The 18,225-nt window shown below is 63.2% G+C and carries 20 protein-coding genes; 5 read left to right on the top strand and 15 right to left on the bottom strand.

Annotated elements, in window-relative coordinates; translation table 11 throughout:
- Positions 1–116 precede the first annotated feature (116 nt).
- Both thrS and infC read left to right on the top strand, forming a co-directional pair.
- The gene (gene thrS, locus BP38_RS0104420) at positions 117–2,039 is read left to right on the top strand and encodes a threonine--tRNA ligase (protein WP_026986744.1); all 1,923 of its coding nucleotides are present in this window, start codon (positions 117–119) and stop codon (positions 2,037–2,039) included.
- 70 nt (positions 2,040–2,109) lie between these two features.
- Positions 2,110–2,631, top strand: coding sequence for a translation initiation factor IF-3 (infC, locus tag BP38_RS0104415; RefSeq protein WP_035723580.1), 522 nt, complete (start codon positions 2,110–2,112; stop codon positions 2,629–2,631).
- Between the two features lie 83 nt (positions 2,632–2,714).
- Here infC and BP38_RS0104410 read toward each other — a convergent pair whose 3' ends face one another.
- Complete coding sequence (locus BP38_RS0104410; RefSeq protein ID WP_026986742.1) at positions 2,715–3,539, bottom strand: universal stress protein; 825 nt, start codon at positions 3,537–3,539, stop codon at positions 2,715–2,717.
- Positions 3,540–3,881: 342 nt separating this feature from the next.
- Here BP38_RS0104410 and BP38_RS18980 point away from each other — a divergent pair, with 342 nt between their 5' ends.
- Positions 3,882–5,180, top strand: a complete 1,299-nt coding sequence (locus tag BP38_RS18980; protein ID WP_051608962.1) for a DEAD/DEAH box helicase — start codon at positions 3,882–3,884, stop codon at positions 5,178–5,180.
- 11 nt (positions 5,181–5,191) lie between these two features.
- Here BP38_RS18980 and BP38_RS18975 read toward each other — a convergent pair whose 3' ends face one another.
- The 14 genes from BP38_RS18975 to ribA form a co-directional block, all read right to left on the bottom strand.
- Positions 5,192–5,935: an ABC transporter permease gene (locus BP38_RS18975; protein WP_051608961.1), complete on the bottom strand. Its 744-nt coding sequence runs from the start codon at positions 5,933–5,935 to the stop codon at positions 5,192–5,194.
- Positions 5,936–5,939: 4 nt separating this feature from the next.
- Positions 5,940–6,629 carry an ABC transporter permease gene (locus BP38_RS0104395; protein WP_026986741.1) on the bottom strand — a complete coding sequence of 230 codons (690 nt, stop codon included), beginning with the start codon at positions 6,627–6,629 and terminating at the stop codon, positions 5,940–5,942.
- 84 nt (positions 6,630–6,713) lie between these two features.
- Positions 6,714–7,511 (bottom strand): ABC transporter substrate-binding protein, encoded by a 798-nt coding sequence (locus tag BP38_RS0104390; protein ID WP_322098938.1) that lies wholly within the window; start codon positions 7,509–7,511, stop codon positions 6,714–6,716.
- A gap of 59 nt (positions 7,512–7,570) precedes the next feature.
- Positions 7,571–8,350, bottom strand: coding sequence for an ABC transporter ATP-binding protein (locus BP38_RS0104385; RefSeq protein ID WP_026986739.1), 780 nt, complete (start codon positions 8,348–8,350; stop codon positions 7,571–7,573).
- Positions 8,351–8,508: 158 nt separating this feature from the next.
- On the bottom strand, positions 8,509–9,669 hold the full coding sequence (gene ccmI / locus BP38_RS18970; RefSeq protein ID WP_051608960.1) for a c-type cytochrome biogenesis protein CcmI: 1,161 nt from the start codon (positions 9,667–9,669) through the stop codon (positions 8,509–8,511).
- Positions 9,666–10,133 carry a cytochrome c-type biogenesis protein gene (locus BP38_RS0104375; RefSeq protein WP_026986738.1) on the bottom strand — a complete coding sequence of 156 codons (468 nt, stop codon included), beginning with the start codon at positions 10,131–10,133 and terminating at the stop codon, positions 9,666–9,668. Before BP38_RS0104375 ends, ccmI begins: the two co-directional genes overlap by 4 nt.
- Entirely contained in the window at positions 10,130–10,687 is a 558-nt protein-coding gene (locus BP38_RS0104370; protein WP_026986737.1) for a DsbE family thiol:disulfide interchange protein, read from the bottom strand. Before BP38_RS0104370 ends, BP38_RS0104375 begins: the two co-directional genes overlap by 4 nt.
- A gap of 11 nt (positions 10,688–10,698) precedes the next feature.
- Complete coding sequence (locus tag BP38_RS0104365; RefSeq protein WP_026986736.1) at positions 10,699–12,690, bottom strand: heme lyase CcmF/NrfE family subunit; 1,992 nt, start codon at positions 12,688–12,690, stop codon at positions 10,699–10,701.
- Positions 12,687–13,154 carry a cytochrome c maturation protein CcmE gene (ccmE, locus tag BP38_RS0104360; RefSeq protein WP_026986735.1) on the bottom strand — a complete coding sequence of 156 codons (468 nt, stop codon included), beginning with the start codon at positions 13,152–13,154 and terminating at the stop codon, positions 12,687–12,689. The genes BP38_RS0104365 and ccmE overlap by 4 nt, the downstream gene beginning before the upstream one ends.
- Entirely contained in the window at positions 13,151–13,363 is a 213-nt protein-coding gene (ccmD, locus tag BP38_RS18965) for a heme exporter protein CcmD (RefSeq protein ID WP_035723576.1), read from the bottom strand. The genes ccmE and ccmD overlap by 4 nt, the downstream gene beginning before the upstream one ends.
- A 6-nt stretch (positions 13,364–13,369) precedes the next feature.
- Positions 13,370–14,140: a heme ABC transporter permease CcmC gene (ccmC, locus tag BP38_RS0104350; protein WP_051609030.1), complete on the bottom strand. Its 771-nt coding sequence runs from the start codon at positions 14,138–14,140 to the stop codon at positions 13,370–13,372.
- A 178-nt stretch (positions 14,141–14,318) separates the two neighbouring features.
- Positions 14,319–14,984: a heme exporter protein CcmB gene (gene ccmB, locus BP38_RS0104345; protein ID WP_026986733.1), complete on the bottom strand. Its 666-nt coding sequence runs from the start codon at positions 14,982–14,984 to the stop codon at positions 14,319–14,321.
- Positions 14,981–15,670, bottom strand: coding sequence for a heme ABC exporter ATP-binding protein CcmA (ccmA, locus tag BP38_RS0104340; protein ID WP_081816451.1), 690 nt, complete (start codon positions 15,668–15,670; stop codon positions 14,981–14,983). The genes ccmB and ccmA overlap by 4 nt, the downstream gene beginning before the upstream one ends.
- 265 nt (positions 15,671–15,935) lie before the next feature.
- On the bottom strand, positions 15,936–17,087 hold the full coding sequence (ribA, locus tag BP38_RS0104335) for a GTP cyclohydrolase II (RefSeq protein WP_026986731.1): 1,152 nt from the start codon (positions 17,085–17,087) through the stop codon (positions 15,936–15,938).
- Here ribA and BP38_RS22500 point away from each other — a divergent pair.
- Complete coding sequence (locus BP38_RS22500) at positions 17,086–17,334, top strand: hypothetical protein (protein ID WP_155992191.1); 249 nt, start codon at positions 17,086–17,088, stop codon at positions 17,332–17,334. The genes ribA and BP38_RS22500 overlap by 2 nt on opposite strands.
- On the top strand, positions 17,327–18,199 hold the full coding sequence (locus BP38_RS0104330; protein WP_035723573.1) for an alpha/beta hydrolase: 873 nt from the start codon (positions 17,327–17,329) through the stop codon (positions 18,197–18,199). Before BP38_RS22500 ends, BP38_RS0104330 begins: the two co-directional genes overlap by 8 nt.
- Positions 18,200–18,225 lie beyond the last annotated feature (26 nt).

The following is an 18,225-nucleotide window of genomic DNA, read 5'->3' as shown; positions in this document are numbered from 1 at the left end:
TCTTGGCTGTACCGCAGGCTAGCAGGCCCGGCTTTTCTTGACAGCCTATGAAAAGCCCCCTAAGTCCCGGCACTCTATCGGTTTTGTGACTCTCTTGTGGGAAGGAAGGCGCCGGCATGGTTGCGATCACGCTGCCGGATGGATCGGAAAAGAAGTTCGAGGGCACTGTCAGTGGCCAGGAAGTGGCGGAGTCCATCGGCTCCGGCCTGGCCAAGGCGGCCCTGGCCGTAAAGGTGAACGGCGAGCTGCGCGATCTGACGCGGCCGATCGAGCAGGACGCCCGGCTGGAGATCGTCACGCGCAACCACGAGGATGCCCTTGAGCTGCTGCGTCATGATGCGGCCCATGTCATGGCTGAAGCGGTTCAGGAACTCTATCCCGATACCCAGGTGACTTTCGGCCCGGCCACCTCGGATGGCTTCTATTACGATTTCGCGCGCGACGAACCCTTCACCGAGGACGACCTGGAGAAGATCGAGGCGCGCATGCACGAGATCGTCAAGCGCGACGAGGCCATCAAGCGTGAGGTCTGGGACCGCGACGAGGCGATCCGCCACTTCGAATCCATCGGCGAGATCTACAAGGCCGAGCATATCCGCAGCCTGCCCGAAGACGAGGTGATCAGTATCTATCGCCAGGGCGGTTGGCTGGATCTCTGCCTGGGGCCGCACCTGCCCACCACCAGCAAGCTGGGGCACGGCTTCAAGCTGCTGAAAGTCTCCGGTGCCTACTGGCGGGGCGACTCCAGCAACGAACAGCTCCAGCGCATCTATGGTACGGCCTGGGAGGACGAAAAGCGCCTCAAGGCCTATTTGACCATGCTGGAGGAGGCGGCGAAGCGCGATCACCGTCGCCTGGGCCGGGAGATGGGGCTGTTCCATCTGCAGGAAGAGGCCGTCGGTTCGGTCTTCTGGCACCCGCATGGATGGACGCTCTATCGCACGGTCGAGGAATACATGCGGCGTCGCCTGGAAGACTCGGATTATCACGAGGTCAAGACTCCGCAACTGATCGACCGCAATCTCTGGGAGGCTTCGGGCCACTGGGAGAAGTTCCGCGAACACATGTTCATCGCCGAGAGCGAGGACCGTATCCTGGCGGTCAAGCCGATGAACTGCCCGGGCCATGTGCAGATCTACAAGCAGGGCATCACCAGCTATCGCGATCTGCCCTATCGCATGGCCGAATTCGGAAGCTGTCATCGCAACGAGCCTTCGGGGGCCCTGCACGGCCTGATGCGTGTGCGGTCCTTCACCCAGGATGATGCCCATATCTTCTGCACCGAGGACCAGATCGTCAGCGAGACCGAGCGCTTCTGCGATCTCTTGAAGACGGTCTATGAGGACTTCGGCTTCACCGACATCACGGTCAAGTTCTCGGACCGGCCGGAAACCCGCGCCGGCAGCGATGACGTCTGGGACAAGGCCGAAAAGGCGTTGAAGGAAGCCACGGAAGCGGCGGGTCTCAGCTATAGCCTGAACCCGGGCGAGGGTGCCTTCTATGGCCCCAAGCTGGAGTTCGTGCTGAAGGATGCGATCGGCCGCGACTGGCAGTGCGGGACGCTGCAGGTCGACTTCGTGTTGCCCGAGCGTCTGGAGGCCACCTATGTGGCCGAGGACGGCAGCCGGCAGCGCCCGGTCATGCTGCACCGGGCCATCCTGGGCTCGTTCGAGCGCTTCCTTGCCATCCTGATCGAGAACTTTGCCGGGCGCTTCCCCTTGTGGCTGGCGCCGCTTCAGGTGGTGGTCACGACCATAACCAACGAGGCGGATGACTACGCTAAGGAAGTGGCTGCCCAGCTGGAGGCGGCGGGACTGCGTGTGGAAACGGATCTGCGCAACGAGAAAATCAATTACAAGGTTCGCGAGCACTCCCATGCCAAGGTTCCGGTGATTGCCGTGGTTGGCAAGCGCGAGGCCGAGAGTGAAAGCGTCAATCTGCGCTGGCTCGGCTCGAAGGAACAGGAGTCGCTTGCGCTGAAAGAGGCAGTGAATAAACTGGAGTGGGAAGCTCGGGCGCCCGACAGGGCCTCGGACTAATCAGTGTCCCCGGTGAACCGGGATACAGGACTTAACAGATACAGGAGACATATCCATAGCAAGACCACCAATGGACGCGGCACCTAGCAAGGATGGACCGCGCGTAAATGATCAGATTCGCAACCCCAAGGTTCGACTGATCGATGCAGAAGGGGAAAATGTCGGCGTCGTGGAGATACGCGATGCGATGGAACGCGCCGACGAAGCGGGACTCGATCTCGTGGAGATTGTTCCCAATGCGGACCCGCCCGTCTGCAAGATACTTGACTACGGCAAGTACAAGTACGAGGCGCAGAAGCGTGCCAACGAGGCGCGCAAGAAACAGAAGACCATCGAGGTCAAGGAAATCAAGATGCGCCCCAACATCGACCAGCACGACTACGACGTGAAGATGCGGGCAATCCAGCGGTTCCTGAGCGAGGGCGACAAGGTCAAGGTGACCATGCGCTTCCGCGGACGCGAGATGGTTCACCAGGAATTGGGCCTGAAGCTGCTGAATCGGGTGCGCGACGAGACGGAAGAGCTCGGCAAGATCGAGCAGTCGCCAAAGATGGAAGGCCGTCAGATGACCATGGTGATGGCCCCGCGCTGAGAACGGCCCCGCCAGACACGGGTTGAAAACAGGAAGACCGGCGGTGACCGCCGGTCTTCCTGCATCTGGTTCTGTCTGGCTGCTCAGTGGGACATGAAGACCGGAAGCGGACTGCGCCGAAGCAGCGTGTTGGTGACGCCGCCCAGCACGATTTCACGCCAGCGCGCGTGCCCATAGGCGCCGGTGACAATCAGGTCACAGCCAAGGCTCTCGGCTTGCTTCATGATGACTTCGCCTGTGGCGCCCTGTGCGGTCTGGCTATCGGTCTCGACATTGACCCCGTGGCGGTCGAGATGTGCGGCTATGTCTGCGCCGGGAAATTCCTGGGACGCTTTGGATTTCACCGACAGTAGGGTCACCTTTTCGGAGTCGCGCAGGAATGGCAGCGCGTCCGACACGGCGCGGGCGGCTTCACGGCTGCCATCCCAGGCAACCAGGATGCGGCGTCCGATGGAGGTTGACGCACCCTTTTCCGGAATCACCAGGACCGGCCGGCCGCTTTCCAGGATCACGGCCTCGGCCAGGTCCCGCAGAGCTTCGGGTGTCTGTTTCAGTCCCACCTGGCCCAGGATCATGAGATCCGAGTAGCGACCATGAAGGCTGGCCGAGTCCTCCGGCTCACCGGTGACGGCACGCCATTCGCTGGCGGCCTCGCGGCCAGCCTGACGCAGCTTTTCCTCGAACCGCTTGCGAAGCGCGCTCATGTGCTCGTCGTTCTCCTTGGAGATGTCACGAACGAGCGCCTTGGGTATGACGGCGGCCCCATAGGCGGGCACCGGTTCCGGGGGGCGAATTCCAAGGCCCACGAGGTGGGCATCCTTATCGCCGGCAAGAGTGACGGCCGCATCAAGTCGTGCCTTGCCGGCCGGGGTGTCATCGACATGAACGAGCAGGGTCTTGAGTGTCATGTTTTTCTCCCAATCACAGGGGGGGGTCAGGCGGGCCAAGTTTACCTCCTTCAGATCTGTGTATTTTCCCTGAGCGATTCAATTTTTGACTGAAGCCTGAAAAAGACAACTTGACTTTTTGCGCTGCACAATAGACATATTAGGGCACTTCACCGGATCACCCGACTGCGTGCGGGAGCTTGCCAAAGCGTCCCTGTCTTCCGGTCGAAGTCTCAATCATGAATTATCGTCAGCCTTTTCACGCGGGGCTTTCATACAGCCCCGGGCGCACGCCTTTCCTGGAAAGACGTGCAAGCCGTTCTTTTGTGCGGCACGTCTGGGCAAACCGGAAATATAGGTAAATTGACTTCATTCAACGATCTCGGCCTCAATGCCGAGCTTCTCAAGGCGCTGAGCGCCCAGAACTTCGTAACCCCCACACCGATCCAGGAGCGCGCCATTCCGCTGGTGCTGCAGGATAAGGACCTGTTAGGCATTGCCCAGACGGGAACCGGCAAGACAGCCGCCTTCGGCCTGCCGCTGCTGCAGCGTCTGAAGGCGCAGGACCGTCGCCCGGCACCCAAGAGCTGCCGCTCCCTGATTCTCAGCCCGACGCGTGAACTGGCAGGCCAGATCGCGGATCATCTGCGCAGCTATGCCCGCTTTACGCACCAGCATGTCGCCTGCGTTGTCGGCGGCGTGCCCGTCCGCAAGCAGGCCATTGCGCTGAACAAGGGCGTCGACGTTCTTGTTGCGACACCGGGCCGCCTTCTGGATCTGGTGGACCAGCGCGCCGTACAGCTGCACGACGTCGAGGTCCTGGTCCTGGACGAGGCCGACCAGATGCTGGACCTGGGCTTCATCCACGCCCTCGAACGCATTGCCAAGCTGGTTCCGAACAAGCGGCAGACCCTGCTGTTCTCGGCCACCATGCCCAACTCCATCGCCGGCCTGGCTGCCAAGTTCCTGAACGATCCTGTGCGCGTCGAGGTGGCTGCTGCCGCGACGACGGCCGATCGTATCGACCAGAAGATCGCGTTCGTACAGGGCGGCGGCAAGGCGAACCTGCTGCGCGAGATTCTGTCCGACGCACCGGATGCCCGGGCACTGGTCTTTACCCGCACGAAGCGTGGTGCGGACCGTGTGGCCCGCGACCTGGAAACCGCCGGTCTGCAGTCCAACGCTTTGCATGGCAACAAGAGCCAGAGCCAGCGTGAACGTGCCCTGGGTGCCTTCCGCAAGGGCAAGGCCCGCATCCTGGTCGCCACCGACATTGCCGCGCGCGGCATCGATGTCAGCGGCGTGACGCATGTCATCAACTATGACCTGCCCAATGTGCCGGAAAGCTATGTCCACCGTATCGGCCGGACAGCCCGCGCCGGCGCATCCGGACTGGCCATTTCCTTCTGCAGTCCGGACGAACGTACATATCTGCGCGACATCGAGCGCCTGACGGGTGGCCATCTGGCGACTCTGGATGGCAGTTCCAGGCCGGCAGAAATGTCCGGCAACAGCCGCGGTCCGGCGTCCGGGAAAGCGCGCAAGAGCGGTCCGAGGAACGGTGGTTCCGACAATCGTCCCGGGGGCAACGGTCAGGCCCCCCAGCGCAAGCGCCGCCCGAACAACGGAAACAGCCAGAAGCAGCAGCGTCTGGCCTCCTGATACCTTGCCGATCAGACCGGCAGGTTCTCCTGTGCCGGATCGGCCGCCTTTTGGGCCTGCCTGCGTTCCTCGGGACGCAGGTGGGCCATCAGACGTTTTTCCATGCGTTTGAAGACAAAGAGAATCCCGTAGCTGCAGGCTAGGTAGATGAGGCCGGCGGCAATATAGATCTCGTAGACCGCAAAGGTGCGGGCGACGATCGAACGGGCAACACCCGTCAGATCCAGCAGCGTGATGATCGAAACCAGGGACGTCGCCTGGAACAGGAAGATCACCTCGTTGGAATAGGCAGGCAGGGCCAGTCGAAAGGCCTTGGGCAGGATGATCCTGCGATAGAGCAGCCAGCCGCTCATGCCACAGGCGCGCGCCGCCTCGACCTCTCCATGGGGAACCGCCTGGATCGACCCGCGAAGGATCTCCGCCGTATAAGCGCCCGTGTTGAGTGTCAGCGTGAGAACGGCGCAGAAATAGGCCTCGCGAAAATAGGTCCAGAGTCCAAGCGCATCGAGTTCCTCCCGGAACTGACCCCCGCCATAGTAGATCAGGAACAGCTGCACCAGCAGCGGCGTGCCCCGGAAATAGAAGATATAGCCGTGCGCTGGCCAGCGCAGGAGCGGGTTGGGCGACAGCCGCATGAGTGCGGCCGGCACCGCAACAACCAGGCCCAGGAAGATCGACAGGATGGTGATCTGAAGGGTGAGGCCCAGGCCGTCCAGAAGCTGGGGCAGGGAGTCGACAACAAGCTGCAGGTTCATGCCCTCATGCCCTCCGGATGCCGCGATTGGCCCAGACTTCAAGACGCTGCTGGATCAGCACCGACGCCAGGGTGATCGCTAGGTAGAGCAGCGAGGCAATGAAGAAGAAGGTAAAGGGCAGCCGTGTTGCCCCCATGGCGATGGAGGCGGTGCGCATCAGTTCCTCGAGCTGGATGACGGAGATGAGAGCGGTCGCCTTGATCAGTACCATCCAGACATTGCCGAGCCCGGGCAGCGCAAAGCGCCAGACCTGGGGCAGGATGATGCGCCTGAAGATCAGCCTGCGGTGCATGCCGCAGGCCTGGGCCGCCTCGATCTGGCCCTTGGGTATGGATTGGAAAGCGCCGCGGAAGACTTCGGTGGCAAAGGCGCCGTAGATGAACCCCAGGGTCATCACGCCTGCCAGGAAGGGATTGAAGTCGAGTCGCAGGTCGTAGCCCAGTTCGCCGGCCAGGTTCTGGATCAGTGTCGGGGTGCCGTAGAATATCAGAAGGATCAACAGCAGTTCGGGTATGCCGCGGATGACCGTGGTGTAGACATTTGCCCCCATGCGCAGGAGTCGATTGCCGGACAGCTTGGCACCGGCGCCCAGGATGCCGAGGCAGATGGCCAGGGCCAGTGAACAGAGCCCCACCATGAGGGTGACCTGCAACCCCTCGAACAGCATCCAGCCATAGCCCTGCAGATCAAGCATGCACCCCCCAGTTCAAGCGACGAATCGAGGTCAAAGGACAGGGGAGCCGCCCCGTGTCGGCGGGGCGGCTCCGGAGTCCTTTTCTCAACTGCCGTAAGCGTCGAAGTCGAAGTACTTGTCGTTGATTTCCTCGTAGGTCCCGTTCTCGCGAATCTCCGCAATCGCGTCATTGAAGGCTTCAAGCAGTTCGTCCTCACCTGGACGCACCGCAATGCCGACGCCTTCGCCGTGCCATTCCTTCTCGCTGTAGTCAGGGCCGACGAACTCGTAGTCCGCGCCTCCGTCCTGGTTCAGGAAACCCTCAAGCAGGACCACGGAGTCCGCCATCACCAGGTCCACACGACCGTTGGTCAGGTCCAGGTTCGCTTCCTCCTGGCTGGCATAGAGGCTGAGATCCACGTTCGGGAAGTTGTCCTTCAGGAAGTTCTCGTGGATCGTGGCGCGCTGTACCCCGATGGTCATGCCGTCCAGGACTTCCGCGGCTTCGTCGATGTCCTCCGGGATCTCCAGGTCCATGTCCTCGGGTTTCACGAACTTGGCCGGGGTCTGGTAGTACTTGTCCGTGAAATCGACGACTTCCTTGCGTTCCTCCGTGATAGACATGGAGGCGATGATGGCGTCGTACTTCTTGGCCAGGAGTCCGGGGATGATGCCGTCCCAGTCCTGGACAACGAACTCGCAGTTGAAGTTGGCGGCATCACAGAGGGCTTCGGCAATTTCCACATCGAAACCGGCTAGTTCGCCATCGGAGTCGATGTAGTTGAACGGCGGGTAGGCGCCTTCGGTTCCGATCAGGACCTTTTCCTGATCCTGGGCCTGGGCATTCAGGCCCAGTGTCAGTGCGGCCGCCAGTGTGGCGGTTCCAAGCAGTTTCTTCATCATAACCAAGCTCCCTTTTCATTCATGGTCTCGCACCTGGGTCTGTCCCGTTTCCTGTGTATTCAGGACCTCAGGTGAGCCGCCAGAAACTTCCGGCAGCGTTCCGATTGCGGCGATTCGAATATCCTGTCCGGAGTGCCGCGCTCCTCAACCTGGCCTTCATGCAGGAAGACCACTTCGCTGGAAACCTCGCGGGCAAAGCCCATTTCGTGGGTCACCAGGATCATGGTACGGCCTTCCTCGGCCAGTTGGCGAATAACCCGCAGGACCTCGCCCACCAGCTCCGGGTCCAGGGCAGAGGTCGGTTCGTCGAACAGCATGACTTCAGGGTCCATGGCCAGCGCGCGCGCTATGGCCGCGCGCTGCTGCTGGCCACCTGAAAGGTGGGCGGGATAGGTTGCCGCCTTTTCGGCTATTCCCACCTTTTCCAGCAGGGCCATGGCCTGTTCCTCGGCTTCGCGCCGTGGCTTCTTCAGGACGTGGACCGGCGCCTCCATGACGTTCTGGAGGATGGTCATGTGGGTCCAGAGGTTGAAGGACTGGAAAACCATGCCCAGACGGCTGCGGATGCGATCCACCTGATGGCGGTCTGCGGGAACGCTGTGCCCGGCGCGATTGCGCGTCAGCTTCAATTCCTCCGTGCCCAGGAAGATGTGTCCGGAATCGGGAATCTCCAGAAGGTTCACGCAGCGCAACAGCGTGGACTTGCCCGAGCCACTGGCGCCGATCAAGGTGAGGACATCCCCTTTCTCGGCTGCCAGGGAGACGCCTTTCAGGACTTCCAGATTGCCGAAGGATTTGCGGATATTCTCTACACGCAGCGCCGTGTCGGCTGGCCCCATGGTTGTGCATCCCTGTGAGTCTGCCGCGACTTTTGGCTGTCACGGTCATGTTCTCGTTCTGGTGGCGTGCAAGGCTCTGGAGCCTGCCACCATGCATTCTGGCGGGGAGTCTAGTCGCCAGATTGGCGCACTGCCAAGACGAAATCTTGCCTGAGGTCCTAAAGCCGCTGTTCCAGGGCTTCCAGCGCACGCTGTAAAGACTCGCGCTCTGGCGCATCGGCGGGAAGCTGCTCGATCTGTTGGCGCGCCTCCTCCAGGGCCTCAGCGGCGGCATCATACTGGTTCAGCACCAGGCGCGCCTGGCCCAGGCGCAACCAGCCCTCCGGATCCCGGGGGTCGTCCTGCAGCCGGGCAGCCAGGCCGTCAACCATGGACCGGATGTAGGCTTCCTGCTCCTCGGGGTCCATGTCCTGGATTGCCGGCTGGTTCGCCAAGCCCTCGGCCGTGCTGTCTGGTGCCACCTCTTCGGGATTCAGGCCCAGTTCCTGCGCGGTTGTGGCAATCTGCTGCATCAGCATGGGGCGCCAGCCGGCATCCTGGGGTGTGGCTTCGGCCAGTTCGATCCAGCGTTCCAGTGCGGCGCGCGATTCTCCGCGCTGGTTCAAGGCCAGGGCCTTGTAGAAGCGGGCCCGGGCATCTTCGGGATTCTCTTCCAGCGCCGCATCGAAGGCGCGTTCGGCGCCCGGGCTGACCTCGCCCTGGTTGACGGTGACCAGGGCTTCGCCCAGTGCAGACTGCAGGGCCGGCCGGGGCCTCTCGCTCAGTTCCAGGGCCTTTCGATAGGCGTCGGCTGCTTCTTCCCAACGGCCAAGAACACCATAGCTGCGCCCCAGCATCTCCCAGCCCTGAATGTCCTCGGGATTGTTTTCCAGCCGGGTGCGCAGACCCTGGACCATTTCGGCAATGTTGCGCTGTTCCTGCACTTCCTCGCCCCGCTGGGCCAGAGGCTGGCCCGGCAGGTCAGGCTGCCCAAGCCAGAGATATCCCCCGAGTGTGCCGAGCGGCAGCACTATCAGAAGCGCCAGGGCCATCAGACGTGTGGCTCCCTGTGGCAGGCCGGTCCGATCCGGCTTCTGCCGTGCATCGGCAGCCAGGAGCCGGCGTTCGATCTCAAGACGGGCAGCCTTGGCCTCCGATTGGGCCAGAACACCGCGCTCCAGGTCCCGGTCGACTTCGCGCAGTTGGGCGCGATAGACCTGCAGATCTTCCTCGCCTGCCGCTGCGCGACCGGGGCCGGGACCCTTCAACAGAGGGCGAACCAGCAAGATGGCGATCAGGGCGGTCAGGGCGGCGGCGAGGATCCAGAACAGCCAGCTCACGGGCGTGTATCCTCTTCCACAAGCTGTTTCAGACGCCGCTGCTCGTCATCGCTGAGTTGTTCCGCTGTTTGGCCGGAACGGCGTTTCATGAGATAGGCAATGACGGCTGTGAGTCCGATCAAGAAGACGAAGCCCGGACCGAACCAGAGAAGCCAGGTGGCGGGTTTCATCGGCGGTTGGAAAAGGATGTAGTCGCCGTAGCGGGACACCAGATACTCACGGATCTGGTCTTCGTCCTGTCCTTCTGCCAGCCGTTCGCGGATCAGAATGCGGATATCGCGCGCAATGCCGGCATTGGAGGTCTCGATGGATTCGTGCTGGCAGACAACGCAGCGAATCTCGGACGAAAGCTCCCGGGCGCGCGATTCCAATGCGGGGTCATCGAGTTTCTCGTCCGGCTGCACAGCCAGGGCGGCCCCCGGAAGGACAAGGCAGAACAGGGCGAACAGAAGGACGCGCCTCACCGCAACTCCTCCAGGATCGGCAGAATCAGGTCGTCGATTTCGGTCTCGTGAATTGGGCCGACATGGCGGTAGCGAATGATGCCCTCATTGTCCACGAAGAAGGTTTCCGGCACACCGGAGATGCCCCATTCCAGGCCTGCGTCGCCCTCCATGTCGGCGCCGATGGCATCATATGGATTGCCCAGTTCGTCCAGCCACGCAAGAGCATCATCGGGCTCATCCTTGTAGTTGATGCCCACCAAGCGGATGTCCTCTTCGCGCCTCAGGTCGGTCAGGATGGAATGCTCGGCGCGACAGGGCATGCACCAGGAGGCAAAGACATTGACCAGCGTAATGCCCTCTCCGCTGAGATCGGCGTTCGACAGGCCGGTGGAGGTGCTCTCTCCGGGTTCGCTGCCGCGTATGGGCGGCAGGCTGAACTCAGGGACCGGCTTGTCGATCAGGACAGAGGGAATCTCCCCGGGATCCCGCTCGGGATCCAGGCCCCACATGAAAAAGGCCGCAGCCGCTGCAAAGATCAGCAGCGGCAGGATAAACAGCAGGCGACGCAGCATGATCAAGACTCCTATTCCGCGGCAGCCGGCGGCTGGGCACCCTGCCGAGCGGCGCGGCGCGGCGCGCCGACCCTGAGCCGCCTGTCGGCAAGCGAGAGTATGCCGCCGAACATCATCATGGCGGATCCGACCCAGATCCAGGGGACCAGGGGCTCGTAATAGATGCGCGCCGTCCAGTCCTGGCCTTCCTCGGGCGGCTCGTTGATGGTGGCATAGAGGTCGCCCAGGCCGTTGGTCCGGATTGCGGCTTCGGTGGTGGAGCGGCCCGCAACGGGGTAATAGCGGCGCTCGGGCTCCAGCATTCCCAGTGTGCGGCCGTCCCGCGTGACCTCGAAGACCCCGGTGGTGCTGCGGTAATTGGGACCGGGGCGCGTTTCCACATCCTGCAGGGTCAGGGTGAAACCGGCAATCTGGAGGCTGTCGCCGGGCTGCACCGCTTCCACCAGTTCCTCCTTCCAGGCGCTGGAGCCGATCATGCCGATAATGCAGACGGCCAGGCCGGCATGGGCCAGCGACATGCCATAGGCCGAGCGCGGCAGGCCGCGTGCCCGGCGCCAGCTGTCGGCCAGGGGGATGCGGAACAGGCGAACGCGCTCAGCCCATTCGATCAGGGTCGCTGCCAGTAGCCAGACGGCGAAGCCCATGGCGAGCACGGCGAGCACCGGTCCGCCGTTCTGCAGGTACCAGGTGGCCAGCGCCACCACCACCGCCAGAAGGGCCGCCATCCGCAGGCGCCCCAATACACCGGCCAGGTCGGCCCGTTTCCAGGCCAGGAAGGGTCCAATGCCCATGGCGCCCACCAGCGGCAGCATCAGGGGCACGAAGGTGTAGTTGTAGAAGGGCGGGCCAATGGAGACGCGCCCGCCGGTCAGGGCCTCGAGAAACAGCGGATAGAGCGTTCCGATCAGGACGGTGGCCGTTGCCGTGGCCAGAAGCAGGTTGTTCAGCAACAGGCCGCCCTCCCGGCTGACCGGTGCGAAAAGCCCACCGGCCTTCAGGACCGGTGCGCGCCAGGCGAAGAGCGCCAGCGAGCCGCCGGTGGCAATGCCCATCAGGCCCAGGATGTAGCTGCCGCGTTCAGGGTCAACAGCGAAGGCGTGGACCGAGGTCAGCAGGCCGGAGCGGACAATGAAGGTCCCCATCAAGCTGAGGCTGAAGGTCAGGATGGCCAGCAGGATGGTCCAGGCCTTCAGCGTATCGCGCTTCTCGACGACGATGGCGGAATGCAGCAGAGCCGTGCCCAGCAGCCAGGGCATGAAGGAGACATTCTCCACCGGGTCCCAGAACCACCAGCCACCCCAGCCCAGCTCGTAGTAGGCCCACCAGCTGCCCAGGGCGATGCCGCCGGTCAGGCTGCACCAGGCAGCCAGCGTCCAGGGACGCACCCAGCGTGCCCAGGCGGCGTCCACCCGGCCTTCCAGCAAGGCGGCCACGGCGAAGGAGAAGGCCACGGAGAAGCCCACGTAGCCCAGGTAGAGCAGCGGCGGATGGAAGGCCAGGCCGGGATCCTGGAGCAGGGGGTTCAGGTCGTTGCCGTCCAGGGGTGGGTTGGCCACTCGTTCGAAGGGGTTCGAGGTCAGAAGCGAGAAGGACAGGAAGCCGAGCGCGATCCAGGCCTGTACCGAGAGGACGCGCGCCTTCAGCGTGGCGGGCAGGTTGCGGCCGAATACGGCGACACCGGCGCCGCAGAGCGCCAGCATTAGGACCCAGAGCAGCATGGAGCCTTCATGATTGCCCCATACCCCGGTGACCTTGTAGAGCATCGGCTTGGCCGAGTGGGAATTCTCGACCACGTTGGCAAGCGTGAAATCGCTGACCACGTAGGCATGGGTGAGCGCCGCGAAGGCCAGGGCAATGGCGCCCAGCTGCCCCACTGCGGCGGGGCGGGCCACATCCATCCAGCGGCTGTCGCCCCGCAGGGCGCCGACGAAGGGAATGCTGCCCTGGACGGCGGCCAGGACCAGCGCCAGGACCAGTGCGAAATGCCCGAGTTCAGGTATCACTGGCCTTCTGCCTCCCTCGGGCCTTCGCCGGATTCGGGCCGCCACTCCCCGCTTTCCTTCAGGGCATCGGCCACCTCGGCCGGCATGTAGTTCTCGTCATGGCGTGCCAGGACTTCACGGGCCTGGAAGACGCCGTTGTCGCCAGCCTGTCCCTCGGCCACCACGCCCTGTCCCTCGCGGAACAGGTCGGGCAGGGCCCCCTGGTAGACCACGGACAGGTCATGGGCGCCATCCGTCACCACGAACTCCACGCGGTTGCCGTCCAGGTGTTCCACGCTGCCTTCCTGGACCAGGCCGCCGATGCGCGCCGTGCGTCCCTCGGGCAGGCCCTTGGCCTGCACGTCGCTGGGGGAGTAGAAGAAGACCAGATTGTCCTCGAAAGCCGTGAGAATCAGTGCAGCCGCGCTGGCGATGCACAGCAAGCCGGAAAGCGCGATGTAGAGGCGACGTCGCTTGCGGGTCATCGGCTTGCCTCCGGATTATCCTTTCCGTCACGGCCACCCTGCTGGCTTGCATCCCTTTGCTTAAGGTCCAGCAGGCGCTGCTCGCTGTGGCGCAAGTCCCGCCGCGCCTGCAGGAACAGCCCGCCCATGACCAGCAAGGCCAGGCCGTAACTGGGCCAGACGTAGGCGCCATAACCGCCCATGGAGAGAAAGGAGAAAAGGCCATCCATGAAAAATCAGCGTCCCAGCATGATGCGGCGGTCAAGGGCCTCGGCCCGCTGGGCCGCCAAAGCGGCCCGCATGCGCAGCAGGACCACCGCGAAGAAGAAGAACATGAAACCACCCGCCATCACCAGCAGGGGCCAGAGCATGGCCTCGTGAATGGCGGGTGTGCCGATCCGGGTCACGCTGGCCGGCTGGTGCAGGGTGTTCCACCAGTCGACCGAGAACTTGATGATCGGCAGGTTGACTACGCCGGCCAGCGCCAGGACGGCAGCCGCCTTGCGTCCGCGTTCGGCATTCTCGAAGGCGTGGGTGAGTGCCATGTGTCCCAGGTAGAGGAACAGCAGGATCAGGACCGAGGTCAAGCGAGCGTCCCAGACCCACCAGGTGCCCCACATGGGCTTGCCCCAGAGCGAGCCGGTGGCCAGCGCCAGGAAGGTGAAAGCGGCCCCCACAGGCGCGATGGCCGTTGCCGCCACACCGCCAAGGGGGTGGCGCCAGATCAGCAGCGAAGCCCCGGCCGCGGCCAGAAGGCTATAGGCGAACAGCGCCATCCAGGCCGCTGGCACATGGACATACATTATACGCACGGAGTCGCCCTGTTGGTAATCGGCCGGCGCAAGGCCCAGCGACCAGACAAGGCCGACGCCCAGGCACAGCAGGGCCAGCCCCAGGGACCAGGGGTAGACATGGCCGGAGATGCGCAGGAAGCGCCCCGGGTTGGCAAAACGATGCCAGGACCCGGCGCTCGCTGTTGGCCTGGATGTAGAAGTTGCGCGCGTCACTGTATCTTCGGTTTCCCGGCGCCCACTGCCTTGTCCAGGCCCCTGCCTGGACAAAGGGGTGCTTATCGGCGCCTAAAATGGCTTTTCAGGGCCCAAAGGTCCAGAGAGATCGCCCCGCAGTGCGGCAATCCACCACCCCTTGCGGAGGCTTAGGACGGAACGGCCTGGACTGCGCCGGCTATTCCGCGGCCTGTCGCAGGGCAGCAGCCCCCGCAAGCGCGGCCAGGGGAAGGCTGAGCACCAGGACGGCCGCAAGCAGCAGAAGGTGGGGGCGCGCCGCCAGGCCGGTCAGGACGGCATCCACGGCGCCGGCCCCGAAGATCAGGACCGGAATGTAGAGCGGCAGCACCAACAGCGGAACCAGGACTCCGGCCCGACGTGCGCCCAGGGTCAGGGCCGCGCCCAGGGCGCCCAGGGCGCTGAGCGCCAATGTTCCCAGAAGCAGCGAGCCCAGCAGGACAGGCAGGGCATAGGTCGGCACGCCGAAAAATACGGCCAGCAGGGGCGTGGCCAGAATGAGCGGGCCCCCACTTGCCAGCCAGTGCGCGAGGATGCGGGCCAGCACGATGCCTTCCAGCGGGGCCGGGGCAAGCAGCAGGAGGTCCAGGGTCCCGTCCTCGTGGTCCGGAGCAAAGAGGCGGTCCAGGGACAGCAGGACGGACAGCAGCGCCATCACCCAGATCAGTCCGGGACCAATCCGCAGCAGCAGGTTTGGTTCAGGGCCAACCGCAAAGGGGAAAAGCGCGGCCCCCAGGATAAAGAACAGCACGGCCAGCAAGACATCACCGCTCTGGCGCAGGGCCAGGCGCAGGTCGCGCGCCAGCAAGGCGGCCAGTGCGTTCATGCCTCCAGCTCCTGCAACTGATCTGGCGATACAGTGAAGGTGCCCAGGTCCAGGCGCTGTTCCTCGACGTGCCAGATGTCTTGATGGGTGGCCAGTACGATGATTCCTCCGTCGCGGCGATGCTTTTCGATCTCGTTGCGAACGGCCAGGACCGCGGCCTTGTCCAATCCCACCAGGGGTTCGTCCAGAAGCCACAGCGGGGCCTGCATGACTTTCAGGCGTGCCAGAGCCAGGCGGCGTCCCTGACCCGAGGAGAGTACGCGGCCCGGCCTTGCAGCCAGGGGTGTCAGGTCGAAGGCTTCCAGGGCCTGGGCAATCCTGTGCTGCGGTTGTCCATGAAAGCGGGCCCAGAAAGCCAGGTCTTCCTGCAGCGTCAGGTTGACCTTGATGGCATTGCGATGACCGACATAGCCGATTGAGGGGGGGTGGCTGTCTCCGCCATGCAGCGGCGCCTCGTTCCAGAGCAGGTCTCCACCGGCCGGGGGCAGGAGCCCGGCCAGAATCCGCAGCAGGCTGGACTTTCCGCTGCCGTTCGGGCCGGTCAGGAGCAGGAGGTCACCGCTTTCCAGGCGGAACTGCAGGTCCGAGAAGACCGGCCAACCGCCACGCAGGCAGTCCAGGGCGGTTACCTCCAGCCGGTTTGGTTGCGACAGGGGCGGTTGCTGTGTGGAGGAGTGCGGGGCCATGCTCATGATGAAGCGCTATAGCAGAGAGCGGGGTATCTGCCAAAGCGCGATCAAGCCCACAAAAAAAGCGGCCACCGGGGGTCGGTCCGGTGGCCGCGGTTCCAGTCTATGCTTGGGGGCATTTGAGGAGGCCGACTGGAAAACCTCTGACAGAGAGGGGAAGTCTCCGTGTGAGTCTGAAATTGGGCCGCGAATGTGTTTTCGAAAGGCCTCAAATAAGGCGTAAATGTGATTTCCGCTGCGGGGCTGTCAGATCGCCGTATGCCTAGATCTCGAACATGTGTCCGAAGCGCCGGGCCTTGGTATCCAGGTAGGCCTCGTTGTGCCCGTTGGAGGGGAAGCTGTGGGTCACCCGATCCTCCACCGTGATGCCATGACGCGCCAGGTCTGCAACCTTCTCGGGATTGTTGGTCAGCAGCCGGATGCGTGTGTAGCCCAGATGCTTCAGCATCTCGGCGGCCGGTTCGTAGATACGTTCGTCGGCATCGAAGCCAAGCGCTTCGTTCGCTTCCAGGGTATCGGCTCCCTGGTCCTGCAGGCGATAGGCGCGCAGCTTGTTGACCAGGCCGATGCCACGGCCTTCCTGGGCCAGATAGAGCAGAATCCCGGCCCCTTCCGCTGTCATGGCCTCTATCGCTCCGCGCAGCTGGTCACCGCAATCGCAGCGGAGTGAGCGCAGCAGGTCTCCCGTGAAGCACTCCGAATGCAGGCGGGTCAGGACGGGATGGTCGTTGCGCGGGCTGCCGACGATGATGGCCAGGTGTTCACGTCCCCCGTCAGCCGGCCGGAAGGCAACGATTCGCGTATTCTCGGCACCAAGCAGGGGCACCTCGGCCGAAGCCACCTGTTTCAGCATCAGTGCGGCGGTGCTGCGGTAATGCTGTATCTGAGATGGAGAGACGGACAGTATGCCGTCAGGCCTTTGCGAGATCGGTTGCATCACGGCGGCGGGCAGGAGGCGGGCGAGCTTGGTCAACTCCAGCGCGGCTTCTGCCGATAGCTGCGGGAAGGGCCGAATGCGTGCAGCCAGGCTGTCGCGATTGTGGAGCGCCAGAGCCTTGCTGTCGCCTGCGGGATTGGCCAGTTGGACGATTTCCTCAAGGGACAGGCCTGTGCAATCGAGCGCCAAAGGGGTGTTCGCTTCGCTGTCGAGGCCGAGTGCCTGGGCACGCGGTGCGGTCAGGAGCAAGCAGGTCCCCTGATCCTGACCGTGCTGATGAAGCGCCGCCAAGGCTTCGTGATCTGCATTCTCGGCAGAAAGAAGCAGGTAACCCGGCCCCTTGGCTGCCTCGGCATCGCAGAGGAAAACCAGGCAGGCCCGGCGCAGCTCGGCAACAGCGCGCTCCACCGCAATCCTGGAATCGGGATCGAGGGCAGCTGGACCGCGTAGGGAACTGTTCACCGGGAATTCATTCATGAAACCAACTTTCCGCTGCTTGCTCGCCATCAAATGGATGTGGGGGGCGGCTTGGCCATTCAAGCGTCACGAGGTGCCCTGGAGCAATGATTTAGCTGTTATAGCTGCCATGTTCATACGAACAGACCTCATAATTGGTTCACGATCAACGGTATCTCAAGTTGGCGGCGGCATTGATTTGCCATACACACTGGATCAAGAATGGTGCCGCAAGAAAAGGAACAGGGGCATGACAGATCATGAATGATGTAGCCTGGCGTGGCTGGAACAAGGCGGAACTCGATCGCCAACTGAACCAGCGCGAACACACACCCGAGCACAGTCAGCATTTCAGCCGTTGGGCGGCCGAGAGCGCCGTCGTGCGTGAGACGCTGCCTGTGCGCACGGACCTGGAGTATGGCGAGGGCCCGTTGCAAAAGCTGGACTACGTTCCGCCAAAGGCACCAGGGGCGCCGCTGCTGGTCTTCATCCATGGTGGGTATTGGCAATCGCTGGACAAGGGCGATTTCACATTTCCGGCGCCTGCCTTCCGCGAGGCCGGTTTTGCCTATGCTTCGATCAACTATGACCTGGCACCACAGGTGCGGATTCCAGATATGGTTGCCCAGGTGCGCGCAGCGCTCGTCTGGCTCTACAAAAACGCCGATGACCTGGGATTTGATTCGGAGCGCATGGTCGTGGCTGGTCATTCAGCGGGTGGACATCTCGCCGTCATGGCACTCCTGACTGATTGGCAAGAAGACTACGGTCTGCCGCAGGAGCTGCTTTATGGCGCCGCCTCGATTTCGGGCATCTACGACCTGGAGCCCCTGCGGAACAGTTACCAGCAGCCGGTTCTGCAACTGGACGAGGAAGCCGTGCAGAGCTCGAGCCCGCTGCATCATATACCTGCCGCCGCAAAACGCAGGTTGCCCCGGCTTTTCGTGGCTGTCGGGCGGGAGGAAACGGAGGAATTCCAGTATCAGCAACGCGATTTCGTGCAGGCCTGGAAGACTGCGCGCCAGAAGTGCGAAAGCCTGGAATTGCCTGGCCGCAACCACTTCAGCATCGTCGACTCCCTAGCGGACAGCCGTCATGCTGTTTTCAGGGCCATATACCGACTGGCGGACTGAGAAGAGATGAACCGGGACAGGTTACT

This window comes from Fodinicurvata fenggangensis DSM 21160, assembly GCF_000686045.1.
In the GTDB taxonomy this organism is placed as follows: domain Bacteria; phylum Pseudomonadota; class Alphaproteobacteria; order Kiloniellales; family DSM-21159; genus Fodinicurvata; species Fodinicurvata fenggangensis.
Note: the sequence above shows the minus strand (reverse complement) of the source record. Positions and strands in the feature narration are given on the sequence as shown.

Bases quoted from the DNA above. Each gene is read 5' to 3' on its own strand.
- thrS (WP_026986744.1), top strand. From the start codon at position 117: ATGGTTGCGATCACGCTGCCGGATGGATCGGAAAAGAAGTTCGAGGGC.
- infC (WP_035723580.1), top strand. From the start codon at position 2,110: ATGGACGCGGCACCTAGCAAGGATGGACCGCGCGTAAATGATCAGATT.
- BP38_RS0104410 (WP_026986742.1), bottom strand. From the start codon at position 3,539: ATGACACTCAAGACCCTGCTCGTTCATGTCGATGACACCCCGGCCGGC.
- BP38_RS18975 (WP_051608961.1), bottom strand. From the start codon at position 5,935: ATGAACCTGCAGCTTGTTGTCGACTCCCTGCCCCAGCTTCTGGACGGC.
- BP38_RS0104395 (WP_026986741.1), bottom strand. From the start codon at position 6,629: ATGCTTGATCTGCAGGGCTATGGCTGGATGCTGTTCGAGGGGTTGCAG.
- BP38_RS0104390 (WP_322098938.1), bottom strand. From the start codon at position 7,511: ATGATGAAGAAACTGCTTGGAACCGCCACACTGGCGGCCGCACTGACA.
- BP38_RS0104385 (WP_026986739.1), bottom strand. From the start codon at position 8,350: ATGGGGCCAGCCGACACGGCGCTGCGTGTAGAGAATATCCGCAAATCC.
- BP38_RS0104370 (WP_026986737.1), bottom strand. From the start codon at position 10,687: ATGCTGCGTCGCCTGCTGTTTATCCTGCCGCTGCTGATCTTTGCAGCG.
- ccmE (WP_026986735.1), bottom strand. From the start codon at position 13,154: ATGACCCGCAAGCGACGTCGCCTCTACATCGCGCTTTCCGGCTTGCTG.
- ccmD (WP_035723576.1), bottom strand. From the start codon at position 13,363: ATGGATGGCCTTTTCTCCTTTCTCTCCATGGGCGGTTATGGCGCCTAC.
- ccmB (WP_026986733.1), bottom strand. From the start codon at position 14,984: ATGAACGCACTGGCCGCCTTGCTGGCGCGCGACCTGCGCCTGGCCCTG.
- ccmA (WP_081816451.1), bottom strand. From the start codon at position 15,670: ATGGCCCCGCACTCCTCCACACAGCAACCGCCCCTGTCGCAACCAAAC.
- BP38_RS22500 (WP_155992191.1), top strand. From the start codon at position 17,086: ATGAAACCAACTTTCCGCTGCTTGCTCGCCATCAAATGGATGTGGGGG.
- ribA (WP_026986731.1), bottom strand. From the start codon at position 17,087: ATGAATGAATTCCCGGTGAACAGTTCCCTACGCGGTCCAGCTGCCCTC.
- BP38_RS0104330 (WP_035723573.1), top strand. From the start codon at position 17,327: ATGAATGATGTAGCCTGGCGTGGCTGGAACAAGGCGGAACTCGATCGC.